22 protein-coding genes are annotated in these 18,497 nt (G+C 69.6%); 12 read left to right on the top strand and 10 right to left on the bottom strand.

Annotated elements, in window-relative coordinates; genetic code table 11:
* Nucleotides 1-114: 114 nt before the first annotated feature.
* The 4 genes from ACWDUD_RS02040 (at nt 115) to ACWDUD_RS02025 (ending at nt 3,177) form a co-directional block, all read left to right on the top strand.
* Entirely contained in the window at nt 115-870 is a 756-nt protein-coding gene (locus tag ACWDUD_RS02040; RefSeq protein WP_450108161.1) for a CPBP family intramembrane glutamic endopeptidase, read from the top strand.
* A gap of 122 nt (nt 871-992) precedes the next feature.
* A complete protein-coding gene (locus tag ACWDUD_RS02035; protein WP_450108160.1) occupies nt 993-1,403 on the top strand; it encodes a YciI family protein in 411 nt (136 codons plus the stop codon).
* 2 nt (nt 1,404-1,405) lie between these two features.
* Entirely contained in the window at nt 1,406-2,653 is a 1,248-nt protein-coding gene (locus tag ACWDUD_RS02030) for an RNA polymerase sigma factor (RefSeq protein ID WP_450108159.1), read from the top strand.
* Entirely contained in the window at nt 2,653-3,177 is a 525-nt protein-coding gene (locus ACWDUD_RS02025; RefSeq protein ID WP_248673890.1) for a 2'-5' RNA ligase family protein, read from the top strand. Before ACWDUD_RS02030 ends, ACWDUD_RS02025 begins: the two co-directional genes overlap by 1 nt.
* 57 nt (nt 3,178-3,234) lie before the next feature.
* On the opposite strand, the gene ACWDUD_RS02020 is transcribed toward ACWDUD_RS02025, so the two are convergent.
* A complete protein-coding gene (locus tag ACWDUD_RS02020) occupies nt 3,235-3,450 on the bottom strand; it encodes a maltose regulon activator MalT (protein WP_420752866.1) in 216 nt (71 codons plus the stop codon).
* 95 nt (nt 3,451-3,545) lie between these two features.
* On the bottom strand, nt 3,546-4,340 hold the full coding sequence (locus tag ACWDUD_RS02015) for a helix-turn-helix domain-containing protein (protein WP_450108158.1): 795 nt from the start codon (nt 4,338-4,340) through the stop codon (nt 3,546-3,548).
* A gap of 121 nt (nt 4,341-4,461) precedes the next feature.
* Between ACWDUD_RS02015 and ACWDUD_RS02010 the strand changes: the two genes are divergently transcribed.
* Nucleotides 4,462-4,791, top strand: coding sequence for a DUF1330 domain-containing protein (locus tag ACWDUD_RS02010; protein WP_450108157.1), 330 nt, complete (start codon nt 4,462-4,464; stop codon nt 4,789-4,791).
* Here the strand turns inward: ACWDUD_RS02010 and ACWDUD_RS02005 are convergent.
* On the bottom strand, nt 4,788-5,390 hold the full coding sequence (locus ACWDUD_RS02005; RefSeq protein WP_450108156.1) for a mismatch-specific DNA-glycosylase: 603 nt from the start codon (nt 5,388-5,390) through the stop codon (nt 4,788-4,790). The two genes, ACWDUD_RS02010 and ACWDUD_RS02005, sit on opposite strands and share 4 nt — an antisense overlap.
* 19 nt (nt 5,391-5,409) lie before the next feature.
* Entirely contained in the window at nt 5,410-6,801 is a 1,392-nt protein-coding gene (locus tag ACWDUD_RS02000) for a carotenoid oxygenase family protein (protein ID WP_450108155.1), read from the bottom strand.
* Nucleotides 6,802-6,928: 127 nt separating this feature from the next.
* Here ACWDUD_RS02000 and ACWDUD_RS01995 point away from each other — a divergent pair, with 127 nt between their 5' ends.
* Nucleotides 6,929-7,234, top strand: a complete 306-nt coding sequence (locus ACWDUD_RS01995) for an antibiotic biosynthesis monooxygenase family protein (RefSeq protein WP_197253895.1) — start codon at nt 6,929-6,931, stop codon at nt 7,232-7,234.
* A gap of 4 nt (nt 7,235-7,238) precedes the next feature.
* Here the strand turns inward: ACWDUD_RS01995 and ACWDUD_RS01990 are convergent, their stop codons facing one another.
* Entirely contained in the window at nt 7,239-7,730 is a 492-nt protein-coding gene (locus ACWDUD_RS01990; protein ID WP_248673894.1) for a nuclear transport factor 2-like protein, read from the bottom strand.
* A 211-nt stretch (nt 7,731-7,941) separates the two neighbouring features.
* On the opposite strand from ACWDUD_RS01990, the gene ACWDUD_RS01985 reads away from it, so the two are divergent.
* Nucleotides 7,942-8,889, top strand: a complete 948-nt coding sequence (locus ACWDUD_RS01985) for a restriction endonuclease (protein ID WP_197253891.1) — start codon at nt 7,942-7,944, stop codon at nt 8,887-8,889.
* A 137-nt stretch (nt 8,890-9,026) separates the two neighbouring features.
* Nucleotides 9,027-9,752, top strand: a complete 726-nt coding sequence (locus ACWDUD_RS01980; protein WP_197253889.1) for a DUF1906 domain-containing protein — start codon at nt 9,027-9,029, stop codon at nt 9,750-9,752.
* 24 nt (nt 9,753-9,776) lie between these two features.
* Here ACWDUD_RS01980 and ACWDUD_RS01975 read toward each other — a convergent pair whose 3' ends face one another.
* Nucleotides 9,777-10,142: a hypothetical protein gene (locus ACWDUD_RS01975; RefSeq protein WP_197253888.1), complete on the bottom strand. Its 366-nt coding sequence runs from the start codon at nt 10,140-10,142 to the stop codon at nt 9,777-9,779.
* A gap of 103 nt (nt 10,143-10,245) precedes the next feature.
* Nucleotides 10,246-11,088 (bottom strand): Rv1157c family protein, encoded by an 843-nt coding sequence (locus ACWDUD_RS01970; RefSeq protein ID WP_248673902.1) that lies wholly within the window; start codon nt 11,086-11,088, stop codon nt 10,246-10,248.
* A 332-nt stretch (nt 11,089-11,420) separates the two neighbouring features.
* Here ACWDUD_RS01970 and ACWDUD_RS01965 point away from each other — a divergent pair, with 332 nt between their 5' ends.
* On the top strand, nt 11,421-12,746 hold the full coding sequence (locus ACWDUD_RS01965; RefSeq protein ID WP_450108154.1) for a mannosyltransferase: 1,326 nt from the start codon (nt 11,421-11,423) through the stop codon (nt 12,744-12,746).
* On the opposite strand, the gene ACWDUD_RS01960 is transcribed toward ACWDUD_RS01965, so the two are convergent.
* Nucleotides 12,691-12,978, bottom strand: coding sequence for a 4a-hydroxytetrahydrobiopterin dehydratase (locus ACWDUD_RS01960; protein WP_197253885.1), 288 nt, complete (start codon nt 12,976-12,978; stop codon nt 12,691-12,693). The two genes, ACWDUD_RS01965 and ACWDUD_RS01960, sit on opposite strands and share 56 nt — an antisense overlap.
* 48 nt (nt 12,979-13,026) lie before the next feature.
* Here ACWDUD_RS01960 and ACWDUD_RS01955 point away from each other — a divergent pair, with 48 nt between their 5' ends.
* On the top strand, nt 13,027-13,428 hold the full coding sequence (locus ACWDUD_RS01955) for a (deoxy)nucleoside triphosphate pyrophosphohydrolase (protein WP_450108153.1): 402 nt from the start codon (nt 13,027-13,029) through the stop codon (nt 13,426-13,428).
* Nucleotides 13,429-13,466: 38 nt separating this feature from the next.
* On the opposite strand, the gene ACWDUD_RS01950 is transcribed toward ACWDUD_RS01955, so the two are convergent.
* Complete coding sequence (locus ACWDUD_RS01950; protein WP_197253938.1) at nt 13,467-13,655, bottom strand: hypothetical protein; 189 nt, start codon at nt 13,653-13,655, stop codon at nt 13,467-13,469.
* 51 nt (nt 13,656-13,706) lie between these two features.
* The gene (locus tag ACWDUD_RS01945; RefSeq protein ID WP_450108152.1) at nt 13,707-15,101 is read right to left on the bottom strand and encodes an FAD-binding oxidoreductase; all 1,395 of its coding nucleotides are present in this window, start codon (nt 15,099-15,101) and stop codon (nt 13,707-13,709) included.
* 113 nt (nt 15,102-15,214) lie between these two features.
* Between ACWDUD_RS01945 and ACWDUD_RS01940 the strand changes: the two genes are divergently transcribed.
* Both ACWDUD_RS01940 and typA read left to right on the top strand, forming a co-directional pair.
* Complete coding sequence (locus tag ACWDUD_RS01940) at nt 15,215-16,351, top strand: LuxR C-terminal-related transcriptional regulator (protein ID WP_197253878.1); 1,137 nt, start codon at nt 15,215-15,217, stop codon at nt 16,349-16,351.
* 234 nt (nt 16,352-16,585) lie between these two features.
* Nucleotides 16,586-18,472 carry a translational GTPase TypA gene (gene typA, locus ACWDUD_RS01935; RefSeq protein WP_197253876.1) on the top strand — a complete coding sequence of 629 codons (1,887 nt, stop codon included), beginning with the start codon at nt 16,586-16,588 and terminating at the stop codon, nt 18,470-18,472.
* The last annotated feature ends 25 nt before the right edge of the window (nt 18,473-18,497 follow it).

Here is an 18,497-nt window from a genome sequence, read left to right as displayed (position 1 = left end):
ATCGCGAAGTGACGTGCGTCACCTGCGGTTTTCCGGCTCTCGGTGACGGGTGGTACGCCGTTGCAGTGATGTGCGTCATGCCGCGACGGGGCCGCAATCCGTACACTTGTGAGGATGCTTCTCGCGAATATGCCCGGCGGAGTCACCGCGGGTCTCGTACGCCTCCACCGCGCTCACGCGTGGCTCGACGTTCTCGTCGTCGTCGCCGTGCTCGTCGCCACCAACATGGTGGCCCACTTCACCACCGTGTGGGCGTCCATCGCGACCGTGCCCATCGCTGCGCTCGTGCTCGTCGCGATGATGCGGCACCGCGGAATGCGCTGGTCGGAACTCGGACTGTCGCCCCGGCACTGGAAGCGCGGGACGCTCTACTCGCTCGGGGCCATCGGGCTCGTCGTCGGCGTCGTCGCCGTCGGTATCGCGCTGCCGTTCACCCGGCAGTTCTTCCTGTCCGAGCGGTACGCGACCATCTCCGGTGCCCTCGTCGCATCGATGATCGTGATTCCCCTGCAGACCGTCATCCCGGAAGAACTCGCCTTCCGCGGGGTCCTGCACGGCGCGCTCGAACGCGCGTGGGGAGCCCGCGGCGTCTTCGCCGCCGGCTCGCTGCTGTTCGGCCTGTGGCACATCGCGTCGTCGCTCGGCCTCACCTCCGGGAACGCGGGCCTGAGCGCAGTGCTCGGCGGTGGCGTGTGGGGGCAGGTCCTCGGCATCGCGGGCGCCGTCGTCGCGACCGCGGCCGCCGGATTCGTCTTCACCTGGCTGCGTCGTCGCAGCGGCAGCATCCTCGCCCCGATCGCGCTGCACTGGTCGCTCAACGGTGTCGGTGCGCTCGCGGCCGCGCTGGTGTGGCACGTGACCGTGGCCTGATCGGCACCGAAGTCTCCCGCATTCGCCGATAATTTCTCTTCAGGACTGTGTCCGGACGGGGTCACCGGCTCCGACGTATCCGATGCAGCACCCATCCGGGGTGCCACGGAGGAGGAACGGCCATGAAATTCATGATCCAGAGTTACGGGACCCAGCAGGACTACGACGGCATGGCGGGCAAGAGCACGGGGACGCCCGCATGGTCGCAGGAGGACTTCGCGGCCATGGCCGAGTTCATGACCAAGTTCAATGCCGAACTCGAGGCCTCCGGCGAACTCGTCGAGACCCGGGGACTGGCCGCGCCCGTCCACACCCGGCGCGTCGGGCCCGGCGCGCTCGTGACCGACGGGCCGTACGCCGAGTCCGAGGAAGTGCTCGCCGGTTACTGGATCGTCGAGTGCGACAGCTTCGACCGCGCCACCGAGATCGCGCTCCGGCTCGCCGAGTGCCCGGCGCCGCCGCATGTCCGTGCCGCCGCCTACGCCGACGTCCGTCCCATCGAGGAAGGCGTGCCCCCGGAACCCGAACCGTAGACATGCACGACACCGCGCTCGAGGACGTGCTGCGCAACGAAGCGCCGCGCGTCCTCGGTGCGGTCGTCCGGCGTTACGGGCGCTTCGACCTGGCCGAGGACGCGGTGCAGGAAGCGCTGCTGGCGGCCGCGACCGGATGGCCGCGCTCGGGGCTTCCGGACGATCCGGGGGCGTGGCTCGTCACCGTCGCATCACGACGGTTGACCGACCTGCTGCGCAGCGAGCAGGCGCGGCGGCGCCGCGAGGATGTCGTCACGCAATGGACACCGTCCGATCGATGGCGAGCACCCGCGGCGGATGCGGACGTCCCCTCCGACGACACGCTCGTGCTGCTGTTCCTGTGCTGCCACCCGTCGCTGACGCCCGCATCCCAGGTCGCGCTCGCGTTGCGGGCCGTCGGCGGCCTGACCACCGCGGAGATCGCGCGGGCGTTCCTGACCTCCGAGGACACGATGGCCCGCCGGATCAGCCGCGCGAAGAAACGTATCGAGGACAGCGGCGAGCCGTTCCGGATGCCCGCGGCCGACGGATACGCCGAGCGACTCGCAGCGGTGCTGCACGTGCTGTACCTGATCTTCACGGAGGGCTACGCCGCGACCTCGGGCACGGACCTCGTCCGCCACGACCTGTCGTCGGAGGCGATCCGGCTGGCCCGCATCGTCCACAGGGTGCTCCCGTCCGACCCCGAGGTGGCGGGACTGCTGGCATTGATGCTTCTGACGGACGCGCGGCGCGGCGCGCGGGTGTCCGCCGACGGAGCGTTGATCCCGCTGGACGCGCAGGACCGCTCGCTGTGGGATCGCGACGCCGTCGCCGAGGGCACGGCACTGGTTGCCGGGGCACTTCGTTCTGGGGCACTTCGCCGCCGCGAAGCCGGCCCGTACCAGCTCCAGGCCGCGATCGCCGCGGTGCACGATCGTGCGTCTCGTGCGGAGGAGACGGACTGGCCGCAGATCGTGCGGCTCTACGAACTGCTGCTGCGGATGTCGGACAACCCCGTCGTCGCGCTCAATCACGCCGTCGCCGTCGCGATGGCACGCGGTCCCGAGGAGGGGCTCGACCTCCTCGCGCGGCTCGCTGCCGACGACCGTGTCGCGGACGGCCGGCGGTTCCATGCGGTGCGGGCGCATCTGCTCGAGATGCTGGGCGACGAGGCGGCAGCCCGGGCGGAATACGGCGAGGCCGCGCGACGCGCCACGAGCCTGCCCCAGCAGCGGTATCTGTACGCGCGAGCCGAACGTCTCGGCTGATGGCTCTCGCGGTGTGCCTGCTCTTCGACAGGGAAACCGAACGCGCGTTGCGCCGCCTGTGGGACAGGCTCGAGGACCTCGACATTCCCACGCTGCTCACGCACACCCACCGCCGTCACGTCCCGCACCTGTCCTATGCGGTACTGCGGACCTTCGTCGTCGACGAGGTCGCGGCCGCTGTCGAGACGCTGGCGGACGGAGGTCCCATGGTCCTGCACTTCGACGCGCTCGGCACCTTCCGGCGCGGGCGCATCTGGCTGGCGCCGGCACCCACCGCAGACCTGCTCCAGCGGCAGCGCCGCGTCGTCGACGCGGTCGTCGCCACCGGCGCGGACCTGCACAAGCACTACCGCCCCGACGTCTGGATGCCCCACTGCACGCTGAGTCCGCGTACACGGTTGACCGACCTGCCGCGACTTGCCGCCGCGATCTACGACGTGCTGCCCGTCGCCGCGGTCGTGGATGCGGCGGCACTCGTCGACAGCAGGACAGGGGAGCGCTATGCGCTCCGGATCATTCCGTGAGCCGGATGGTTCCGTGACTCCGGATGATGCCGTGGCTCAGGATGATTCGGTGAGAGTTCAGTCTTCCGGGTTCTCCACCCAGTGCCCGTACGGGGGCGGACCCTCGCTCTGGATCTGCACACCGAACACGTGCGAGTGCTTCCACACATAGCCGTGCAGCACGTGCTCCTCGGACGTCGTCGTGTTGACGACGACGATGTCGCCGCTCGGTCGTTCCTCGAGGACGAAACCGTTGTTGCGTCCGTCCAGAACCCACCACTTTGCAGTGCTCATGATCGGTGTCCTCCGGATCCGGTTTCACGATGATGGGGCCGTTTCGACGTTACCGCGCGGCGGTGCGACTCGAGAGCGGTTCGGTGCCGACCGGTTCACTTGCCGAGCAGCACACGGGCGGTCGCGTCGTCGGCGGGATAGAACGCCTCGATCGCCAGTTCAGACACCGTCACATCGAGCGGGGTTCCGAACAGTGTGGTGGTACTCAGCAGCGACAACTCGACGTCGCCGACCCGCAACCGCAGCGGTACCACGAGCGCTGCGCTGTCACCGGCGTCCGCGTGCCCGGCCTCCGCGGTCCCGTCCCCGGGGTAGCCCTCGAGTTCGGCGTGCAGGCGCATCAGCTCGGGGTCGCCGGTCGCCCCGATCTGGTGGCGCAGTCGTGCCAGCAGATGCGCCCGCCATTGGCCCAGATTCGAGATCAGCGGGGCGAGCCCCTCGGGATGCAGCGTCAACCGCAGCACGTTCACCGGGGGCTCGACGAGGGCCGGTGCGGAGGCTGCGAGGAGTCCGGTGACAGCGTCGTTCGCGTCGATCATCGTCCAGTGCCGATCCACCACCAGCGCCGGAAACGGCATGTGCGACGTCAGGATCCGGCCGATCGCGTCGGCCACGGCGGCCATCGGCACGTCGCCGAGCCGATGCTCCGGATACGCCGGGGCCAGACCCGCTGCGAGCAACAGCGCGTTGCGTTCCCGCAGCGGAAGATCCAGGTGTTCGCCGAGTGCGAGCAGCATCCTGCGGGACGGCTTCGACCGGCCGGTCTCGACGAAACTGAGGTGCCGCGCCGACACCCCCGCGAGGTTGGCGAGGGCGAGCTGGCTCAGCCCGCGACGTTCCCGCCAGTGCCGCAGCAGCGCGCCGGCCGATTCCTGCTGCACGGTTGTCATGTATTCGACGGTAGGGGAGGCCGGGAAGGGCTGCCATTACCTCACAGGTAATCGATTCGTGTCGCCGCGACCGGGAGTCTCGTCTGTGTACCCACCGGCCAACGAACCACGGGAGAAGAAAATGACCGCATACGCCGTCGCCCACCTGCGCTCGGTCGATTTCGGACCGGAGATCGTGCGCTACCTCCAGGAGATCGACGCGACCCTCGACGAATTCGGGGGCCGGTTCCTCGTCCACGGCACCGATCCGGTGGTCGTGGAAGGAACGTGGCCCGGACATCTCATCGTCATCGAGTTCCCGGACGCCGAGCATGCCCGCGCCTGGTACGAATCGCCCGCGTACCAGGCGATCCTGCCGCTGCGCACCGAGCACTCCGACGGCTCCGCAATCCTCGTCGAGGGGGTCGGGCCGGGCTACCGCGCCAGTGACTACCTGGCCAAGGTCCGCTAATCGCTGGTGTGCCTTTCCGGCGCCCCTGGCCGCCACAAAGGCACACCGGCGCGGAGCGCCGGCTCGGCGTAGGCGGTGGCGAGCGAGTCGACCGTGTCGTGGGCGTTGAGTCCGCTCGGGTTCGGCACCACCCACAGCGGGACGCCGCCGATCGTCTCGTCCTGCAGGCCCGTCACCGCCTTACGCCGTCCGAAAGCGGTGCGGTAGGCGGTGATTCCGGCGACCGCGACCACCCGTGGCGTGAACTCGGCGACGACGGCGGCGAGCCGTTCGGCACCCGCGCGCAGTTCGGCGGTGGTCAGTTCGTCGGCGCGGGCGGTCGCGCGCGGGACCAGGTTGGTGATCCCGACACCACGGTCGAGCAGATGCTGCCGGTCCTCCGGGCTCATCCCCGCGCCGGGATCGATCGGGCGCGTGATGATCCCGGCGCGCAGCAGCGCGGGATAGAACCGGTTTCCGGGGCGCGCGAAATGCGCGCCGGTCGCCGCCGTCCACAGACCCGGATTGATCCCGACGAACAGCAACCGGCATCCGGGCCCGATCAGATCGGGGACGAGGGCGTCGCGAAACGACTCGAGTTCTGCGCGTGTGAATCCCACGCGACCACCGTAGGCGGTGTCAGGAAGCCGGAATCCACGCCCCGTGCAGACCCGCGGGAACCCGGATCGGCAGCCGCACCCGCGTGAGCGGACCCGACGCGGGATCCTCCGCCGGGAAGATGAGGAACCAGCTGGTCAGGTCGTTGCGATCGGTGGCGATGGTGCCCCAGTATCCGGGTCCGCCGTTGCTGCTCGGCAGGTAGGCGGGTTCGCCCGGTGCCAGCGATCCGCCGAGCCACACGGACTCGGTGCCCGCGGCGACGTCGAACCAGAACAGTGCGTCCGCATCACCCGCCGGCAGCTCGGTCGCGCCGGATTCGCCGACCGTGGCCACGACCCGATGGGTCTCGGTGAGCCGGCGGTCGTCCACGCGGGGGAATTCGATGTTGCGCTCGTGCAGCGTCGTCCGGGTGATCCCGTTGCGTCCGATCACCGCGCGGCGCAGGGCGCTCGGGTTGGGATCGGCGGAGTCGACGAGCCCACCCGGGTACTGCCATTCGACGTAGTCGACGGCAACCGAGCCGTCGGGTAGGTCGAAGGCGTTTGCGGTGTGCCACACCCAGAACGCGTCGGTGGTGTGCCACTGGATTGCGCTGCCGTCGCGAGGAATCAGTGCGATCCGCACACCCAGTTCGGGCTGCCAATCCAGCGGCGAAGCTCCCGTGAAGATCCGGCCGAGCTCGAACACGAACGGCGCCAGGATCAGGACGACGTACCGCTCGGTGAGAGCCATGTCGTGGATCATCAACGGGCGATCGGCACCGTCGACCGGTGTCGGGCCGCGCGTCACCGTGCCGTCGGCGCCGATCACCGACCAGGTCAGGTACGGCGCGTCCAGCACGTAGCAGAACGACACCATCTCGCCGGTGCGGGGATCGACCTTGGGGTGCGCGGTGAGTCCGACCGGCAGGGCGCCGTCGAAGGTTTCGCGCCCGAGCGTCTCGAGGTCGGAACCCAACGCGTAGGGGGGAGCGGCCTCCGCCAGCGCGAGCAACCGGCCGCCGTGCCGGATCACGTTGATGTCCGGGAGTTCCCGGATCGTGTTCGCCAGGTCGGGGCCGACCTCCTCGGCAGGCGGAAAGTAGGGATCGGTCAGTCCCGACCACAAGGCGCGGCCGGCCTTCTCCTCGGCGAGCACATTCGGTGTCCGGACGAACCGGTTCGTGTATCGCGCTGTACCGTCGGTCAATTCGACTCGGTGCACCATGCCGTCGCCGTCGATGGGGTAGACGTAGCTGCCGATCGGATCGAAGCGCGGATTGGGCCCGTTGCGCAGATAACTGCCGTGCAGATCGTCGGGGAGTTCGCCGACGATCTCGAGGCCGCGGACGTCGACCTCCTCCCGCTGGGGAGCGAACAGTCCGCTCAGATGCGGGTGGTGAGCCATGTCGATCGGTGTCGGACGGGCCACGGACCTGATCGTAGTCAACGGGAAGCGCGGACGAGGGCGATCCGGCTCGACATTTGTCGACACGATGTCGATATGATGTGCCGCGGCGGCCTCGGAGGGCCCGCCCGAACGGAAACAAGGAGCATCAATGTTCATCGTCACCAACCGCATCCCGGTCCCGGCCGAGACCGCCGAAGCGTTCGAGAAGGTCTTCGTCGAGAGCATGAACACCACGCTCGCCGGCGTCCCGGGTCTGCACCGGACGACGCTGCAGCGTCCCGTCGGCGACGACGCCCCCTACGTCTCGACGATGGAGTTCGACACCCGCGAGGACTTCCTCGCGTGGCTGAAGTCGGACTCGTTCCGCGCCTCCCATTCCGACCCGAACGCGCCCGGCATGCAGGCCCCGAGCGCGGTCGAGCAGCACGAGCTCATCGCGGACGTACGGAACTGAGGGCTCAGCGTCCGTATCGGTTCCACCAGATGCGGGCGTCCTCGGGCAGGGTGCCCGCCGCCTCCGCGGCGCGGCACCAGCCCTGGGCCATGCGCAGGAAGTTCATCGGGTTGTAGGCGTCCTCCTCGTAGCACCACAACCCGTCGCCGCCGTAGTGCAGGATCGTGATGTTCGCGGCCGCGTGGTGCGAGCCGTCGCCCGGATCCTCCATCGGGTTGTCGATCTCGGCGATCACCCACCCGCGGTCGGCGTCGATCACCGACCAGGTCGCGGGGAACGCGGTCATCCGGTTGCCGGGGAACGCGCCCATCGTGCGGATCACCCACTCGCGGATCGCGATGCGGCCCTCGAACCGGCCGTACGCGTGCTCGTAGTAGCGGGCGTCCTCGGTGAACCGGTCCGCGAACAGTCCCCAGTCGCCGGTCCGCCGCGCATCCGCGGACGCCTGCTGGTACAGCGCGAACGCATCCTCGAGTTCGCTGTGACTCCATCCCATGCCGTGACCCACCCCGTCTCGAACACCGCCACTCGCCGGTGACCCGGCGTGGTCCGGGTCACTATCGCACGCCGATGCCCGCTCGCGGCGGGTCGTCCCACGCGGTGGGAGCGTGTGCGTGCGCCGCTGTGCTCGGGCGATCCGCTAGGGTAATTCCGACGTGCAGGATCGAGAGCGGTGCGGAGACAACCCGCACGCGATTGGGGAAGGTGTGCAGCGCCGGAACGTGGTCGGAACCTCTGCCGAAAGTTCGGCCGGTGACGAGGTCGCCCTGCCGCCGTACACGGATCTGTTGTGGCCCACCCTGCAGGCGGTCATCGCCCTCGGCGGGTCCGGCGTCATCGAGGACATCGACAGCGAAGTGATCGACCGTGCCGGCCTGCCCGAGGCGGTGCGCACCGTGCTGCACGGCGACGGTCCCGGTACCGAGATCGAATACCGGGTGGCGTGGGCACGCACCTATCTCAAGGGCATGGGCCTGCTCTCGAACACCCGCCGCGGTGTCTGGAGCGTGACCGACCGGGGACGGGCGGTGCGCGAATCCGAGATCAAGCCCATGCAGGTGGCGTACACCGCGGAGAAGCGCCGCAAGCGGCTGGTCCGCAACGCGTCGTCGGGCGCTCAGGTCGTTCCGCTCGTGGCGGCACCCGAGGATCCCGAACTCTGGCGCGAACCGGTCCTGGCCGCGATCGCCGAACTGCCTGCCGACGGCTTCGCCCGGATGGTCACCTCGGTGTTGCGCGCCGCCGGATTCACGACCCTGACGATCCCCGCGCCCGGTTCCGTGCCGGACAGCGAACCCGACGACGCGGACGCCGCCGTCGAGGGCACCGGTGTGCTGCGGGTCTCGCTGCTCAGCTTCTCCGTCTTCTTCCGGTTCGTGCGCGGCCCCGAGCGGGCCGGCGCCGACGTCGTCCGCGAGTTCCGCGCCGCAATGGTGGGTCGCGGCGACAAGGGGCTGCTCGTCTCCACCGGTTCGTTCACCGACGACGCCCGCGCGGAGGCACACCGGCACGGCGCACCGCCGATCGACCTGATCGACGGCGACGGCCTGTGCGACCTGCTCAAGGAACACGGGCTCGGCGTGCGCACCACGGTGCGGACGGTCGAGGACGTCGCGCTGGTGCCGGCCTACTTCGCGGATCTCGCCGGCCGATAGCCGGGCGACAGCCGGACACCTCGGTTTCGCGTGTTACCCCTGTGACGGCTGGGGGGTGTGGTGCAATACCCGATGGTGCCCACCCCGGACCTCGGGGGCGGTGATCTTCTCGACCGAACCGGCTGAAGCGAGGTGCGATGAGTATTTCTCGTCGGGAACTGTTCCGATACGCGGCGATCGGCTCGGGAGCGGTGTGGCTGTCCGCCGTGACCGCGCCCGGCGTCGCGCAGGGCCGGGAGGTCCTGGGCACGATCGTCGACTATTCGGCGGATGTGCCGTCCCCGCAGTCGATCCGCGCGGCCGGGCACATCGGTGCGATCCGGTACGTCTCGGATCGGCGGCCCGGTGCGGAGTGGATGCTGGCCAAGCCGCTGACCGAGGACGAGGCGACGGACCTGACCGACAGCGGGCTCGAGGTCGTGTCCTGCTACCAGTTCGGCAAGGCGGACACCGCCGATTGGCGAGGCGGCTTCGACGCCGGCGTCGAGCACGCGACCCGCGGCCTCGAACTGCACCGGGCAGCCGGTGGTCCCGACGACCGTCCGATCTACGCGTCGATCGACGACAATCCGACGCCGCTCGAATTCGCCACCCTGATCGCGCCGTATCTGCTGGGCTGGCAGTCCGTGGTCGGCCGCGAGAACACCGGGGTCTACGCGAACTCGCCGACGATCGACCTCGCCGTCGTCGCGCAGCTCGGTTCCTTCTACTGGCAGCACGATTGGGGCACCCCCAAGGGGTACGTGCATCCGCTGGCGAACCTGCACCAGATTCCGGGGCAGAGGACGATCGACGGTATCGGCATCGACGTCAACCACGTGCTCACCGAGGACTACGGGCAGTGGTCCCTCAGCGCGGGTTAGAGGCCGGGTAGAGCCGCGGGGCACTCAACTCTGGCAGTGCTGCGCCGGGTCCTCCTCGGCGGCGGTGACCACCAGCGAGGGATGCTCGGCGTCGGGGGCGTCGTGGTCGCCGCGCCACGACAGCAGGGACCACCGGGACAGCCCGGACAGCGCGGATCCGAGGCTGCCGAACGACAGCGACGACAGGGCCGACCCCGCGGAGCCGACGGATCCGATGGACAGGATCGAGCCGACACTGCCGATCGACAGGATCGAATAGGCGGAGCCGATCGAGAGGATCGAGCCTTCGGACCGGATCGACAGGATCGAGCGGTGCGATGCGATCGAGCGGATCGACCGGGAGCGGTCGCTCCGGCACTGCTTTCCGGCACGGGACGGGAATTCGGCCATGCCCCGGTCTACCACGTGCCGACGGTCGCCCGGACGGATACGCGAAACGACGAGACCGCCGGGGCGAGTGCCCCGGCGGTCTCGAACGACACGGTGTTGCGCGTCAGCGCACCGTCACCAGGCCGATGGTCGGCAGGAAGGAGCACGAGCGCGGCTCGGCGTCCGGCTTCTGGGTGGTGATACCGCCCGAGATCACCGCGACGACATTGCCCGAGCCGGTGTCGGCGATCGCGCTGAGCGTGGCCGGGCCGTCCGGGTTGATCTTGGCTTCACCGGTGAGCGGCTGGGAGCCGGTCCGGCCGTTGGAGACGTTGATCCAGCTCACGGTGAGCGGGCTCTCCTGCTTCTCGGCGAGCGGAGCGGTGCCCAGCGCGGTGAACACGAAACCGGTCTGGCCGGCGCCCGGTCCCGGAGGCGGCAGCTTCGACGGTCCGGCGACGGCCAGCGCGGTGCCGACCGAGTCGGCGGTGTCGCTGATGCAGCCCTCACCGAGGGTCGGGTACAGGAACTGGGTGATCACGACGCTGTTCGGATCCGGGATGTCCGGACCGCCGCCACCGCTGCCGTCCAGGAACGTGATGACCCGCTGCAGCGTGGACTTGATCGACTCGGGCAGCTCGGAGTTCTCGAGCAGCTCCTTGGCCTGTGCGAGCAGGTCGTTCTTGCCGTCGTCCGCGATATCGGAGGGGCCCGCAGCGGCACCGATGATGGCCGGGGCGAGGGAGGCGAGCGCCTCGATCTCCTCGGGGTTGGCGACCTGGTTCGCGAGCAGGTTCGTGAGCGTCTCGATGGACAGATCCGCAGGCACCTGGAAGGGCAGGGCACTCGTGATCTGGGCCAGATCGGGAATGACCGGGGCCGGTGGAAGCGGTTGCGCGACCGCGTGCGTGGGCACGATCAGTCCCGCGGTGGCGGCGAGTGCGCACGTGATGAGCGCCCGTCGCATTCCTCGAGTACGAAGCACTGTTCCCCATCCTTGTCGTTGAAGCCCCCGGCGGTCCGTTACGGGCCGCGGGAGCTGACGGCTCGAGGAGACACTCTATGTAGGCCCCCCGTCCGGTACAAGCCGTGGCGCTTGATTTGCGCCGATGGCAGGACCTGCCGGGAGTGTAGCTACCGTGTCTTCCGAATGGTGGTATCCGGTAGACCGTAACCCCAACCGGGTGTTGCTGCTGGGGTTGGAGATAAAACTGTTACTCCTGGGACCAGCGTTTTCCGGGCGGAACCCGCGAGCCGATACTGTGTATCTCCGGTCCTCGGGCGAGCCGGGGCCCTCGGATGCGCAGTGCTCTTACGGATGCGCCCGGGCCGACGACCACGGGAGGCTGCACCCCAGTGCCACGATCCGCCCGCCTCCAGCGCAGTCACGATTCGCAGCGTCTGTGGTGGTGCGCGGCGCTGCTGCTCGTGTCCGTCGTGGCCCGGCTGCTGTGGGCCTTCCTCACCCCCAACGGTCTGAACCTCGTCGACCTGCACGTCTACGTCGAGGGCGCGGCGAGCCTGCTGCAGGGCGATCTCTACGACTTCACGTACTCGCGGGACACCCCCGACTTCCCGCTGCCGTTCACCTACCCGCCGTTCGCCGCGCTGGTGTTCTTCCCCCTGCACTACCTGCCGTTCGGTTGCGTGGGCCTCGCATGGCAGCTGCTCACGGTCGCCGCGCTGTTCGGCATCGTGCGTATCGCGCTCGAGCTGCTCGTCGGCGCCGACGCCCGCAACACCCGGTGGACGGCGGTCGCGCTGGTGTGGACGGCGATCGGCGTGTGGACCGAACCGGTCCGGATGACCCTCGACTACGGGCAGGTCAACGTCTTCCTGGTGCTGGGCACCATGATCGCCGCCCGCAGCAGCCGCTGGTGGATCTCCGGCGGCCTCGTCGGGCTCCTGGCCGGCATCAAGCTGACCCCCGCGATCGCGGGGCTGTATCTCGTCGCGCGCCGGCGATGGTCCGCCGCCGTGTTCTCCGCCGTCGTGTTCTTCGCGACCGTCGCGGTGAGCGTGCTGGTCCTCGGCGAACAGGGCCGCAAGTACTTCACGACGTTCTTCGGCGACGCGAATCGGATCGGACCCGTCGGATCGGTGTGGAACCAGTCGCTGCGTGGGGCGCTCAGCCGCATCGTCGGTCACGACGTCGGTACCGGACCGCTGTGGCTGATCGCGGTCGCGCTCTGCGCGGCCCTCGCCTACGCGGCGTGGCGGGCACTGGGCCCCGACGACCGCCTCGGCACGCTCGTCGTCGTCGAGCTGTTCGGACTGCTCGTCTCGCCGATCTCGTGGGCCCACCACTGGGTGTGGGTCGTGCCGATGCTCGTGTGGCTCGTGTACGGCCCGCTCGCCGCGCGCCGCGGAACCCGCGTGATCGCGGCGTGCTGGACGGTCACGACCCTCGTCGGCGTGCCGTGGCTGCTCGGCTGGGCCCAGGACTCCATCTGGGACATCTCGCGCCCCGCGGTCCTGTCGTGGCTCGGCGCCGCGAACGTGATCGGCGCGCTCGCGGTCTACGCGTGGATCGTCCACGCGGGGCGGACGCAGCCGCCGGCGGATCCGGTTACTGTCCCGCCAGGGAGTCGATCCGGCGGGCGAGAGCCGGATCCGACGCCGTGATCCCGCCCGCGGAGTGCGTCGAGAGCGTGTACGTCACCTTGCGCCACCGGATGTCGATGTCGGGATGGTGATTCATCACCTCGGCGGCCTCGGCCACACGGGTGACCAGGGCGATCGCGTCCGGAAAGGTTGCTGATTCGATGGTCCTCACCAGAGAATTCCCCTTCCGGGACCAGCCCGGGAGTTCGGCGAGGGCGGCGTCGATCTCGGCGTCGGAGAGAAGGTCGGCCATGACTCATTCTGGGACGACGCAGCACAGGACCGCAACGACAGGAGGAGCATGACCGACGGCCCGGGTGAAGTGGTGGCGGCCGCGCTGTTCCGCAACGGGCGGCTGCTGCTCGCGCAACGCACCGGACCCGCGGAACTCGCGGGCCTGTGGGAACTGCCCGGCGGCAAGGTCGAACCCGGCGAAACCGTCGAGGACGCGCTGCGGCGCGAACTGCGAGAGGAACTCGGCGTCGACGTCTCCGGGGGCGAACGCATCGGAGCGGCGGTACCTCTGCCGGACGGCCGGATGCTGTGCGCCTACCGCGTCGAACTGGTGGACGGAGTCCCCGCCCCGCTCGAACACTCCGCGCTGCGGTGGGTCGATGCGGCGGAACTGGCGATGCTGCCGCTGGTGCCGAACGACCGGGAATGGCTACCGGACCTGCAGGAACACCTGCTGCGGAGGTCCTAGAACCCGGAGTGCAGAACCCGCGCGGACCGGTTCCGGGCTCAGGCCGCGCGGGCCTTCTTCAGCCGCTTCTCGAGTTCCTTCTTGCTGAGGTCCTCGCCCTCGAGCTTCTTCATCCGCATGATCACGACCGGGCACTTGATGCAGCGGGTCTTCTTACGGCAGCACTTCTTCTTCGGGGTGAGACGCGCAATCTTGCTCACCTTGACCTTGCCCATTCGCGTCCCCATCCTGCCTTCCACGGACGTGCTCCCGACCGTGGAAGGCAGGTTAGCATTCCCTTACCGAATTGCGGGAGAGCCGTGCACCGGGAAATTTCCGCGCACGACGCACCGCGGATCCGTCGATTCCTTGACGTCGCGCAGGCGGCGCAGCGTGTCGGGTGCGAACGCGATGTCGGCGCCGTCGTGGTGACCGAGCATCGACAGGGGCAGCGGGCCGCCGTGCCACGGCTTCAGGACGTCGAGGGCCGCGTCGATCGCCGCCTGCGCCGGCTCGATAACCTCCGGGACCGGCGCCATCGCCAGCATCATCGCCATGTACTCGGCCTCGACCCGCCCGCACGCCGCCGGTCGCGCGGGATCGTCCCGGAAGGCGCCACCGAGATGCCGGACCTGGGCCTGCATCAGTCCGCACGCGGGGTCGGACACACGGTCCAGCAGCGCGGTGAGCACCTCGTCGTCCAGCGAGACCAGTGACCCGGATCCGGTCAGCGCGGGCGACGGATCGACCGGTTCCTCGCACACGTCGCCGATCGTGCTCGGCCGCAGCGGACCGATCGTGCTGCGCAGCACCGTCCCGGCCCCGGCGATCGGGCGGAGCAGCGACTCCAGGGCCGCGGTGCCCCCCAGCAGCACCGCGTCCACCGCGCAGAACGACCGCCCGCGGATCTCCTCGGGCAGCTCCGGGATCGGCGGAAAGTGCAGCACAGACGCGAACAGCGTCAGCTCCCACGGCGCCACCGTCGTGACCTCGGCGAACGCCCGCCAGACGCGCGGGGCATCCTCGACCGGGAAGAGCAGGCGCCCCCCGGCCAGTTCCGGTGCCGGCACCAGCGCGATCTCCACGGCCGTGACGATTCCGAACTCGCCTCCGCCGCCGCGCAACGCCCACATCAGCGATGCGTCGGTGGAATCGTCCACCCAGCGGTGCGTTCCGGCCGCGTCGACCAGTTCCACCGCCCGGAGCGAGGCGGCCCCGGTGCCGTGGGCGCGACCGAACCAGGACAGGCCACCGCTGAGGCAGAACCCCACGACCGTGACGTCGGGACTCGAACCGAGCATTCCGGTGAGGCCGGTGCCGTCGAGCGCGGACTGCAACTGCCCCCACTTGACGCCCGCGCCGACCCGCGCGACCCGGGCGTCGGCATCGATCCAGATGTCGTCCAGGGCGGAGGTACGGATCAGCAGCGCCCCGTCGAGCGCGGTCGTGGCGCCGTGCCCGCCGGGCTGCGCGGTCACCGGCAGCCGGTGCTCGATCGCGAAGCGCACGGCGTGCACCACGTCGGCCGCGGTCCGGGCGTGCAGCACCGCGCGCGGACGCTGCGGAACCGCCAGGTTCCAGGCCTGAGCGGCGTGCGGGAACTCGTCGTCGGTGGGCAGGATCAGCGCGCCGTCGATGCGGGCGGCGAGGTCGGGGAACGGGATCCGCGGGACGGTCGTCGATGTTGTCGTCATGCGGAGAAGCGTGTCCGCGTCCGGCCGGCGGAAAAATCCCCGAAGTGCGGGGAATCGCGACCCCCAGAATTCTGGGGTATACCAAGATCGGGTGCGTCCTGCACACTTTTCAGGTGAGAACGTTCCGCGCCGAGGCTGCCCGCGCCGGCATCGAATCCTTGTCCCGCGCCGGACTTCCGTGGGACGCGTTCGGGATGGAAGCGCTCGACATCCTGGAAAGGGCGGTGCCGTTCGAAGGGGTGTGCTTCGCCACCATCGATCCGTCGACCACCCTGGTCACCAGCTCGATCAAGGTCGGGATCGAGGATCCGTGCGAGGAACTCTTCGCGTACCACGAATACGTGGAGGACCGGGTGAGTCTGTTCACCGATCTCGCCCGCCGCGACGTGGGCGTGAGCATCCTGCACGACGAGACCGCGGGCGACCCGTACCGCAGCTCCCGGTTCCGCGACCTCATCGAACCCCACTTCGGATTCGGGCACGAGTTGCGTGCCGCGATGAAGGCCGGCCGCAGGACCTGGGGCGGGATGGCCGTCTACCGGGCCCCCGAATCCAGCGGTTTCAGCCCGGCCGAAGCCGACTTCGTGCAGAGCGTGTCCGGGCTGCTGGCGCGCGGCGTCCGGGCCGGACTGATCGCCACCACCGCCGAGGCCAGGGCGGAGTGGACGGAACCGCTCGACGGGCCCGCCGTGGTGGTCTTCGATGCCCACGGCGAAGTGGAGATGGCCACACCCGGCGCCGAGCAGCGCGTCGAGGAACTCGGCGGCTCGCTGTGGGCGGATCCGCCGCCCGCGCTCACGTCGACCGTCGCGGCCGCACGCTCGCTGCAGGCCGGCCGGACCGGCTCGGTGCCCCGCCTCACCGTGCGCTCGCGGACGGGGGAGTGGCTCGTCGTGCACGCGTCGCCGCTGGCCGGTCGCGGTGAGGGCACGCGGATCGCGGTGACGATCGAGCAGGCCGGCGCCGCGGCGGTGTTTCCGCTGGTGGTGGCCGCATTCGGATTGACCGGGCGCGAAGGCGAGGTCGTCGAACGGGTGCTCCGCGGCGACAGCACCGCGGAGATCGCGCGGCGTCTGCACATGTCGCCGTACACCGTGCAGGACCACCTCAAATCGGTGTTCGCCAAGGCCGGGGTCACCAGCCGCCGCGAACTGATGTCGACGGTGTTCTTCGATCACTACGCCGCCCGCAAGAACAGTGCCGTGCGGTGCGACGGATGGTTCGACGGCGCCACACCCGACGGCGAATAGGCGTGGCGAACATCACGTCGGGCGGGCTGAGCTGGGGTAACCGCGGTCCATCGGCGCGGACACGGTTCGGCGGCCTGTAAGATATACAAGGCCGCAGTGCCTGCGCGGGCCGGTTCACGGTCACGTCGGGTGTCTCGCATTCGCGTCGCGGCCACCGAGACGAAACGCCGTACGGGCGAGGTGCCGACCGGGTCCAGTGCCGTGTGGCCGGACTACAGCCAGGAGAGCCATCGCGTGAGCACCGCTGATTTTCGGAACGTCGCCATCGTCGCGCACGTCGACCACGGAAAGACCACCCTCGTCGACGCCATGCTGCGCCAGTCGGGCGCCTTCGCCGAACGTGCGGAACTCGTCGACCGGGTCATGGACTCCGGCGACCTCGAGCGCGAGAAGGGCATCACCATCCTCGCGAAGAACACCGCCGTGCACCGTCACCACCAGGACGGTTCCGTGACGGTCATCAACGTCATCGACACCCCCGGCCACGCCGACTTCGGTGGTGAGGTCGAGCGCGGCCTGTCGATGGTCGACGGTGTCGTGCTGCTCGTCGACGCCTCCGAGGGCCCGCTGCCGCAGACCCGCTTCGTGCTGCGCAAGGCGCTCGCCGCGTCGCTGCCGGTGATCCTGGTCGTCAACAAGACCGACCGCCCCGACGCCCGGATCGCGGAGGTCGTCGAGGAGAGCCAGACGCTGCTGCTCGACCTCGCCTCCGACCTCGACGACGAGGCCGCCGAAGCCGCCGAACTCGCGCTCGAGCTGCCCGTCCTCTACGCCTCCGGCCGCGAGGGCAAGGCCAGCCGGAAGCAGCCGGAGAACGGCCAGGTTCCCGACGCCGAGAACCTCGACGAGCTCTTCGAGGTCCTGCTCGAGTGCATCCCCGCCCCGAAGGGCAACCCCGAGGCTCCGCTCCAGGCGCACGTCACCAACCTCGACGCGTCCGAGTTCCTCGGCCGCCTCGCGCTGCTGCGCATCCACAACGGCAAGCTCCGCAAGGGCGACACCGTCGCGTGGATGCACGCCGACGGCGTCAAGAACGTCAAGATCACCGAGCTGCTCAAGACGATCGGTGTCGAACGCCAGCCGGGTGACGAGGCCGTCGCGGGCGACATCGTCGCCGTCGCCGGCATCCCCGACATCATGATCGGCGACACCCTCGCCGACACCGAGAACCCGGTGGCGCTGCCCACCATCACGGTCGACGAGCCGGCCATCTCGATGGTCATCGGCACCAACACGTCGCCGCTGGTCGGCCGCGTGCAGGGCCACAAGCTCACCGCCCGCATGGTCAAGTCCCGCCTCGATTCCGAGCTCGTCGGCAACGTGTCGCTGCGCGTCCTCGACATCGGACGCCCGGACGCGTGGGAGGTGCAGGGCCGCGGCGAGCTCGCCCTCGCCATCCTCGTCGAGCAGATGCGCCGCGAGGGCTTCGAGCTGACCGTCGGCAAGCCGCAGGTGGTCACCCGGACCGTCGACGGCAAGCTGCACGAGCCCTACGAGGAGCTGACCATCGACAGCCCCGAGGAACACCTCGGTGCGATCACGCAGCTCCTCGCGAACCGCAAGGGCAAGATGGTCCAGATGACGAACCACGGGACCGGCTGGGTCCGTATGGAATTCATCATCCCGTCCCGTGGCCTGATCGGGTTCCGCACCGACTTCCTCACCGAGACCCGCGGCACCGGCATCTCCAACGCGATCTTCCACGGCTACGCGCCGTGGGCCGGTGAGATCCGTGCCCGCCACACCGGTTCGCTCGTCTCCGACCGTTCCGGCTCGGTCACCCCGTTCGCGATGATCCAGCTCGCCGACCGCGGAACGTTCTTCGTCGAGCCCGGCAGCGACACCTACGAAGGCCACGTGGTCGGCATCAATCCGCGTGCCGAGGACCTCGACATCAACGTCACCCGCGAGAAGAAGCTCACCAACATGCGCTCTTCGACCGCCGACGTCATGGAGACCCTCGCCAAGCCGATCGAGCTCACCCTCGAGGCCGCGCTCGAGTTCTGTGCCGTCGACGAGTGCGTCGAGGTCACGCCGGAGGCGGTCCGCGTGCGCAAGGTGCACCTGTCCGCGACCGACCGTGCCCGCGCGCGTTCGCGCGAGAAGGCCCGGAACAAGTAGCAGTCCGGGTGGTGGCCCCGGTTCG

This window comes from Rhodococcus sp. NPDC003382, assembly GCF_053589135.1.
The sequence above is the reverse complement of the archived record's forward strand: the minus strand, read 5'-3'. Positions and strand labels throughout refer to the sequence as shown.

What these genes read in the sequence shown, in the direction of transcription:
- ACWDUD_RS02040 (WP_450108161.1), top strand. Translation starts at nt 115, where the DNA reads ATGCTTCTCGCGAATATGCCCGGCGGAGTCACCGCGGGTCTCGTACGC.
- ACWDUD_RS02035 (WP_450108160.1), top strand. Translation starts at nt 993, where the DNA reads ATGAAATTCATGATCCAGAGTTACGGGACCCAGCAGGACTACGACGGC.
- ACWDUD_RS02030 (WP_450108159.1), top strand. Translation starts at nt 1,406, where the DNA reads ATGCACGACACCGCGCTCGAGGACGTGCTGCGCAACGAAGCGCCGCGC.
- ACWDUD_RS02025 (WP_248673890.1), top strand. Translation starts at nt 2,653, where the DNA reads ATGGCTCTCGCGGTGTGCCTGCTCTTCGACAGGGAAACCGAACGCGCG.
- ACWDUD_RS02020 (WP_420752866.1), bottom strand. Translation starts at nt 3,450, where the DNA reads ATGAGCACTGCAAAGTGGTGGGTTCTGGACGGACGCAACAACGGTTTC.
- ACWDUD_RS02015 (WP_450108158.1), bottom strand. Translation starts at nt 4,340, where the DNA reads ATGACAACCGTGCAGCAGGAATCGGCCGGCGCGCTGCTGCGGCACTGG.
- ACWDUD_RS02010 (WP_450108157.1), top strand. Translation starts at nt 4,462, where the DNA reads ATGACCGCATACGCCGTCGCCCACCTGCGCTCGGTCGATTTCGGACCG.
- ACWDUD_RS01995 (WP_197253895.1), top strand. Translation starts at nt 6,929, where the DNA reads ATGTTCATCGTCACCAACCGCATCCCGGTCCCGGCCGAGACCGCCGAA.
- ACWDUD_RS01990 (WP_248673894.1), bottom strand. Translation starts at nt 7,730, where the DNA reads ATGGGATGGAGTCACAGCGAACTCGAGGATGCGTTCGCGCTGTACCAG.
- ACWDUD_RS01980 (WP_197253889.1), top strand. Translation starts at nt 9,027, where the DNA reads ATGAGTATTTCTCGTCGGGAACTGTTCCGATACGCGGCGATCGGCTCG.
- ACWDUD_RS01975 (WP_197253888.1), bottom strand. Translation starts at nt 10,142, where the DNA reads ATGGCCGAATTCCCGTCCCGTGCCGGAAAGCAGTGCCGGAGCGACCGC.
- ACWDUD_RS01970 (WP_248673902.1), bottom strand. Translation starts at nt 11,088, where the DNA reads ATGCGACGGGCGCTCATCACGTGCGCACTCGCCGCCACCGCGGGACTG.
- ACWDUD_RS01965 (WP_450108154.1), top strand. Translation starts at nt 11,421, where the DNA reads ATGCGCAGTGCTCTTACGGATGCGCCCGGGCCGACGACCACGGGAGGC.
- ACWDUD_RS01960 (WP_197253885.1), bottom strand. Translation starts at nt 12,978, where the DNA reads ATGGCCGACCTTCTCTCCGACGCCGAGATCGACGCCGCCCTCGCCGAA.
- ACWDUD_RS01955 (WP_450108153.1), top strand. Translation starts at nt 13,027, where the DNA reads ATGACCGACGGCCCGGGTGAAGTGGTGGCGGCCGCGCTGTTCCGCAAC.
- ACWDUD_RS01950 (WP_197253938.1), bottom strand. Translation starts at nt 13,655, where the DNA reads ATGGGGACGCGAATGGGCAAGGTCAAGGTGAGCAAGATTGCGCGTCTC.
- ACWDUD_RS01945 (WP_450108152.1), bottom strand. Translation starts at nt 15,101, where the DNA reads ATGACGACAACATCGACGACCGTCCCGCGGATCCCGTTCCCCGACCTC.